The 6,511-nt window shown below is 56.4% G+C and carries 7 protein-coding genes; 5 read left to right on the plus strand and 2 right to left on the minus strand.

Annotated features, from left to right (window positions below; translation table 11 throughout):
• Positions 1–591: autoinducer binding domain-containing protein (locus tag Q0072_RS05295; RefSeq protein ID WP_298326769.1), on the minus strand; the 591-nt coding region annotated here is incomplete at its 3' end.
• 868 nt (positions 592–1,459) lie between these two features.
• On the opposite strand from Q0072_RS05295, the gene Q0072_RS05300 reads away from it, so the two are divergent.
• The 5 genes from Q0072_RS05300 (at position 1,460) to Q0072_RS05320 (ending at position 6,123) form a co-directional block, all read left to right on the plus strand.
• Entirely contained in the window at positions 1,460–2,455 is a 996-nt protein-coding gene (locus Q0072_RS05300) for an OmpA family protein (RefSeq protein ID WP_298326772.1), read from the plus strand.
• A gap of 34 nt (positions 2,456–2,489) precedes the next feature.
• Positions 2,490–3,848: a hypothetical protein gene (locus Q0072_RS05305; RefSeq protein WP_298326775.1), complete on the plus strand. Its 1,359-nt coding sequence runs from the start codon at positions 2,490–2,492 to the stop codon at positions 3,846–3,848.
• Between the two features lie 17 nt (positions 3,849–3,865).
• Complete coding sequence (locus Q0072_RS05310) at positions 3,866–5,035, plus strand: hypothetical protein (protein ID WP_298326777.1); 1,170 nt, start codon at positions 3,866–3,868, stop codon at positions 5,033–5,035.
• A 31-nt stretch (positions 5,036–5,066) separates the two neighbouring features.
• The gene (locus tag Q0072_RS05315; protein ID WP_298326780.1) at positions 5,067–5,648 is read left to right on the plus strand and encodes a glycine zipper domain-containing protein; all 582 of its coding nucleotides are present in this window, start codon (positions 5,067–5,069) and stop codon (positions 5,646–5,648) included.
• Positions 5,649–5,772: 124 nt separating this feature from the next.
• Positions 5,773–6,123, plus strand: coding sequence for a hypothetical protein (locus tag Q0072_RS05320; protein WP_298326783.1), 351 nt, complete (start codon positions 5,773–5,775; stop codon positions 6,121–6,123).
• 80 nt (positions 6,124–6,203) lie between these two features.
• On the opposite strand, the gene Q0072_RS05325 is transcribed toward Q0072_RS05320, so the two are convergent.
• Positions 6,204–6,511, minus strand: a 308-nt coding sequence (locus tag Q0072_RS05325; RefSeq protein ID WP_298326786.1) for a transposase, incomplete at its 5' end; no start/stop codon positions are given.

Here is a 6,511-nt window from a genome sequence, read left to right on the forward strand (position 1 = left end):
CCGGTCCGTCAGGGGTACCGTCGCCACGGTGCGAAAACTGATCCCGCTTAGGGAAATATACTTTTCATGGAAAAGTTGCACCAGATAGCGAAACCATAGAGGAGATTCCAGGACTGGCCTGATGGTCCGTCCCTCTGGCCAGAAGAACGTCACAAAACCCGGCACCGTCAAACCATCGACGATCGTGCTGCAGGGAACCACATGGCCCTCCTGATATCCAAAATCAGAGGCGTGATCCAGAACGGTCAGCGCCCGCGGGCGGCGACCGCGTCGTGGCTTATCGAAGCCGGTAAATTCCGGGCAATCCATCCAGCTGAATGGGAGCGGGCTGCGCACGGCGCGGGCAACCACCGGGTCGCAGGTAATGAAATCTTCCTGCTTATAGGTCTCGATAAAGCTGGTCGGGGACGAACTATCGAACAGGATGGCTCCCGGCTGGCCCTGCAGCGGGGGGCGCAGCGCCGCATAGCTTACAGCGGCGAAGCCCGCATCCTTTGCGTGCTGATCCAACTCCTTGAACAGTTCGATACAGGTTGTAGCTGACAGTATCTCGGTTGTCTCAGAAAAGAAGTCCCGATAACGACCAATCAATTCCCCACTCCGTACATGATCCAACTACAAGGCCGCCGCATTGATGGCTTTTTATTAAAATTGCACCGCCGGTCGTGCCCCCATCCTGTGCGGCTTCATCTGTATAACCCGGTACTTCCCCCAATTGAAAGCGGTCCGATCACGTGGGAAGTCTGCGGGCGGCGCGTACATCCATATCAGTCGTTGGGCGCTGCAGGATCGAAAAACAGAGAATTCCGAGGGAGGAGTGTGAACATGGCAGGACGGGAAGGATCTGTTCGCGGCGGCCACACATCCGGCTATCAATCACGGCAAATCATGGAACTGTTATCAACTTAAATGGAGTATCTAGCATTATGGTTATAGGAAAAGTCATGCTTAGAGCTTGATCTGAAATTAACTTGAGCAGCATCGGCAGGTTATACTGACAGATTTCCTATTAGATGATTCGAGTATTTCACCAAAAATAACCATGTATTCCCGATGTAGACTGAAAATACACACGCTTTTCACACCATAACTGGCATTGCTATTCAAAGATATTTGATCTATGCGGGTTGATTTATTATGGAGTCGCTGCTTCCAGCCTCACGGCATTACCAAAAGGGGATAACTATTCATCTTGTGCCCGTCAACAAGAACCCACCATCTGACGTGCCCTAGCGTAATCCAGAGGGGTTCGGCACAGCTATCTGAAAACTACGTGAGAAAAAAGATCTATCATAATCAAACCTCTCTGCAAGTATCGAATTATCGCAGAATTTAATTAGTCGGATGAAAAATATAAAGGCAATAACGAGTGTTGATAAGATACTTAGTTTAACTTCTGTGCAGCAGGCTGATGTTTTTATGGTACGGCCCGTTAGGCAATGAAAATTTAAGGTGATGCATGAAAACAACATTAACGCTTCTTACAGCTTCCGTGGTTGCGATTTCTGTTGCGACTGCCAACGCTCAGCCCCAGCCAGCATCTACCGGCGGCGGCGTTCCGCGACTGAACATTGTGGATCTTCCGGATAACATCCGCCAGGAGCACACCGACCGCGTGAACCGACTTGCCCGCTTGTCGAAGCAGTTCGGCGCGCAGAGCCCGCAGGTCCAGGATGATCTCCAAGTGAACGCCGGACAAATCCCAGGCGTTGGCTACAACGTCCCCGTTATTCGAGTTCGGTACAACAGCAACCTGTTCTTTGGCTCAGACAGCGCGCGTGTCAATGAGGCTGCCTACCCTGTCCTTGATGTTCTGGCGGAGGCGATGAAACGCGACCTGCCGGACACCCAACTCGCCATTTTCGGCCATACCGACGCGATCGGGAGCAACCAGTACAATACCGACCTTTCTAGGCAGCGCGCTGAATCCGTCCTGAGGCTACTCAGTGAACGGGGGGTCAATCCCGAGCAGATGACCGTGGTTCCCATGGGTGAAGATCAACCAGCCGCGCCGAATCGAACGGAGGACGGCAGGGCCCAAAACCGCCGTGTAGAGTTTATGATCGCCAAAGAGCTCGCTGCGATCATCAATGTGAGCGTCAACACGCCTGTTCCGGCCAATTGGCTTGAGACAGGCATCGTTGCCGCATCCGCCGAACGGCAGCGCTCCAGAGCCAACACAGATCGGCCGATCATTACTGCCGAGATCATTGGTGACCCCGGCGACGCCGAATCCGTTCCCGCTCGTGGGGCTGGCAAGGTGGAGCAGAAGCCCGCCAACGTGGCTTCGGCTGAGCAAATCCGGGGTGCGAAAGAGATCCGGCTGATCTCCGGTGAGGAGATCGTCCAGCCAAACAAGCCAAAGAGGAAGCTACCACGCCTTGTACTGATCGCGCCTGTGCGGGCTGAAGTGATCCCGGCAAAGGCCGGCGCAGACCAACGTCTGTGGCCGTAATAACCCCATTGTAACGACCAAGAGAGCTCCAACGATGCCCAGCACCCAGGAGGCCGGAGTTGATCCCGGCGTGAAAAGCAAGTTTGACGCAGTTATCGCTTTTCGCTTCCCAAGCGCGAACAGCCCGGCCATACGGCAACGGATTGAAACCGATGCCGAGCATGAGGCCGGTTCTTCCCGCCCCTTACGGCTTAACGTCAATGGCATGACGAGCGGTATGCAGGCTGCGTGCGTGAAGCCAGCGATCGACGCCCTGGAGGAATTTGATACGCTGGTGCATGGGTTCGACAACGCTATCGAGCCCTATCGAGGCGAGATGGACGCATTGGATGGCCTTGATCGGACGATCGCCAATCTGCGTCGCGACTTTTCCAATGCCCAGGTCCGTGCAGAGGAAGCGTTCCTCAAAGAACATAAGTACGTTGAGGCGAAGACGGCGTTTGCTATCGCAAGTGCAAAATATCATGAAGAGAAGCTCCGTCACAACAATATCGACGCTCGTGTCTTCCCAATATTGGCTTATATCCTTATCCTGTTCGCCATCGGCGGGCTGGAGTGGGCCATCAACTACATGGCAATCCTGGAGAAGTTCGGCGTTCCTGCCTTCGCGCTTGGTTTCTCTGCTGTCATCGGTTCCGCAGTTGCCTTCGCCAGCCATGAGCATGGCACACTGTTGAAGCAGTGGGACCACTGGTTCGGGCCACAAAATGAAGAACGCAAGAAGGTCCAGAAGTTCGTTTGGTCCTGCTTTGCCACTGTTGCTCTCTTGCTCGTGATGGGTTTCGTTGGTTGGAACCGCTATACCTGGGTTCAGGCCGAAATCTCCCGGTCGTCTGCCGGTGCCGCGTCCAGCGTTTTTGGCAACTCGGCAGGCCCCGTTATCAATATCGGACAAGAAGTGGCGATGACCCTATTCGCCAACATCCTCGTCTACATCATCGGCCTGGCGATCGCGTATTGGTGCCATGACAAGGATCCTGACTACGCGACGCACTTTAAGGTGTTCATTCGGGCGCGAAAGGTCTGGGACGGATGGAAGGCCAAGGTCAGCCAAGAGAAGACGCGCCTTGAGCATGTGCTGACCAATGAGATCGCGGCAGAGGAATCAAAAGCGAAGGCATTGCAGCTTCGGTCACAGCCGCTAAACCAGCTCCGGTCACAGGTCCTCGATCAGAAGGAACGCATTGAAACCCAGGCTGTAACCTACGTCTCTTCCCTGATCCGGGAATACAAGATGGCCCTGGTCGACTTCGCCAAGGTGAGCAACCCCACTATCAGCTTCATCATGGCCGGCGGCCAGTTCGATCTCGATCGATACATCGACACCAAGGTTGTCCCAAGCCTGCAAACGGTTCGGCCCGAACTCAGCCCCCCCGAAGCTGCAACAGCCTGATAAGGGACTATGAAACCATGCTGAAACACCTGTTTTCGGGCGCGCTCGCTGCTGCCCTTATGCTGACCGCACAGCCTGCCTTTGCCATCTTTGGCGGCGGCGATGGCGATTATTCCAAATTCTGCGAAACGAAGACTGCCCGGCAGACCGTGGTCATGGTCGACGATCGCATCCTGGTCGACGGTAACATCCGGTGGGCGGATAACATGATTAAGCTCGTGACGGCCTCGCTGATGCCGTCAGAGCCGGTCACGGTGATTCATCTGAAAGCGGAGGGCGGGGCGTCTGAACGGTTGTGGTCTGGATGTTTCCCGAATTACCCTGACCAGCAGTTGGCAAGCATGACCGGGAGCCTTATCAGCAAGGATCCTAAAAAGGTCCTTGAAGCCCAGCAGTCCGCTTTCAAACGTGATATGCAAAACGCGATCGGCGCGATCATCCTGAAGGGCCAGCGTTCCCAGCCGTCCGTCAACGTCGATGTGACAGCACTGCCCCAGAAGCAGCTTGTTCGGTCTATCCGCGATGCTGCCAATTACTTCGATCGATCGCGCGGTCATGTCCGCGCGATCCTCTATTCTGACATGCTGGAGAACAGCGATCTTGGAAATTCGCTGAAGAGTGACGCCCAGGTGGCGGCTGCGGCTGCGCGGGCCATCGCTCTGAACCTCCAGCACGCAGTTTTCTATGTCTATGGTGTCGCCTCGACCATTCAGGGCACGCCCACCGAAGTTCTTAAAAACTTCTGGCAGCCGCTCTTCACGGCGGCAGTGGGTCATATGGCGGGGTTCGGCTCCGACCTGACATTGCAAAACTCTCCACCGGTCACGGTCGCCCGGTATGACACTGCTATCACGGTGGGTAAGGAAGTCCGCAACGGCGGCCTGCTTGTGCTGGCCGACCGGGATGGGAAGATGGTCGATACGATTGCTGTCAGCGGGGCCGCGCAGCGGGCCCTAGTGAAGGACGGGACCATCCAATGTTCCTCTGACGGTACCTGCAAGCTGGAGGCGCAGTTCCCGACCTCCCTTGTCACGCGCATGACCGGCGGTGGCGATCTTGGGGTCGTCGAAGTCCTCAAGCTGTCCGGCCCGCGTGAGCGGTTAACCGGGAAGATCGGAATACCTGATGCGCTTCTCGATAACGGTGCGCCAGCGGAATTCGATGTCGTTGCGCGTATCGCTCAGTAACCACGTCACCCCCAACATAAGGATTATGGACATGACGCAGACACATCTCTTCGGGCGCGGCCGCCGTAACATCGCCGCTTTCACTGCTTTGTTTTTTGCTGCCGTTACAGTCACGGGCTGTACGACCAGTCAAGGAAGCAAGTTAGCGGGTGGCACGCTCGGTGGCGCAGTCGTTGGCGCCGGCATCGGCAGTGCGCTCGGCGGGCAGCGTGGCGCCCTCATTGGCGCGGCTGTCGGCGGGCTGGCAGGTTTGTTGGTCACAAAGCATCTGACGGACATGGAGCAGAAGGCTTATGAGCAGTCGCTGAAAGCAAAGCTGGCAACGGCGCCGTCCTCCACGAATTCGGAAATCGACTGGTCGAACGAAGACGGCAAGAAGACGATCCGAACTGAAGTTGGCCCGGAAAAGACATTCGCGGTTGCGGCGCCAGACTTCAAGAAGGCCGGGTACGAGCTGGGTGACAGCGCCATGGGTAAGGTACCGGCGAATTCCTCGTGCCGTGTCGCCGTGGCCGAGCTGCGGGTCAACGGTGAGAAGAAGCTGAATGATCCGGGCCTGTGGTGCCGCAACGCCGATGGCGATTACGTCCGTGTAGACGGGGCGGTGGCTTGATTTCGGTTGAGGTGGACAGCTCTCGCCGCCGTCCCTTTTTCTGTAGGGCAGTCCACGCCAGGAGTGGGAGCTAAGCCGCTCTATCAATCCCCTCCCACCATTTCAACGATCAAGGTTCCCGCAAATGACCCAGGAAACGACCGTCGTTACCTCTGATACCGGCTCTGCGAAGGGGCTGGCGATTGCGTGTTACGTTTGTCATCTGATCGGCCTTGGTATCATCGGCCTCATTATCGCCTATGTGAAGCGCGGAGATGCCCGTGGCACGCCGTTTGAGAGCCATTTCACCTTTGCCATCCGGACCTTCTGGATTGGCTTTGTCGGCCTCATCATTGGCAGTTTTCTGTCGCTGATCTTCATAGGTTATCTCGTCCTGCTGGCTGTGGGTGTTTGGTGGCTCGTCCGTTGCGTCATCGGCATCGTGAAGGCACTCGACAACAAGCCGATCACCAATCCCCAAACGTGGCTCGTCTGAATCCCGACTGGGCGAGCGGGGGCGGCGCTCTGCCTCCGCTCGCCACGTACTGATTGACCAGCTCCCCAATGTGTATCCGTCTATAAATAGAGTCCTCTGGTTTGGTTTGTGTGTTGAAGGACGTTGAGGATCGGGGGCATGCCCCCGATCCTCAACGTTGCGCACTGGGCGGGCGACATCCCGCCTGGGGTGGAATGGGGTCGACTATTGTTGTAGACGATCCGCCAGTCGGCCAGCACCTGCCGGGCGTGCCGCAGCGTGTGGAACAGGGTTTCATTCAGGCATTCATCGCGCAAGCGTCCGTTGAAGCTTTCCACGAACGCGTTCTGCGTGGGCTTGCCCGGCTGGATGTAATGCCATTCAACGCCGGTAGCCTGCGTCCAGGCCA

Origin of the sequence: Asticcacaulis sp. (genome assembly GCF_027484505.1) — a bacterium.
In the GTDB taxonomy this organism is placed as follows: domain Bacteria; phylum Pseudomonadota; class Alphaproteobacteria; order Caulobacterales; family Caulobacteraceae; genus Asticcacaulis.

Bases quoted from the DNA above. Each gene is read 5' to 3' on its own strand.
- Q0072_RS05300 (WP_298326772.1), top strand. From the start codon at position 1,460: ATGAAAACAACATTAACGCTTCTTACAGCTTCCGTGGTTGCGATTTCT.
- Q0072_RS05305 (WP_298326775.1), top strand. From the start codon at position 2,490: ATGCCCAGCACCCAGGAGGCCGGAGTTGATCCCGGCGTGAAAAGCAAG.
- Q0072_RS05310 (WP_298326777.1), top strand. From the start codon at position 3,866: ATGCTGAAACACCTGTTTTCGGGCGCGCTCGCTGCTGCCCTTATGCTG.
- Q0072_RS05315 (WP_298326780.1), top strand. From the start codon at position 5,067: ATGACGCAGACACATCTCTTCGGGCGCGGCCGCCGTAACATCGCCGCT.
- Q0072_RS05320 (WP_298326783.1), top strand. From the start codon at position 5,773: ATGACCCAGGAAACGACCGTCGTTACCTCTGATACCGGCTCTGCGAAG.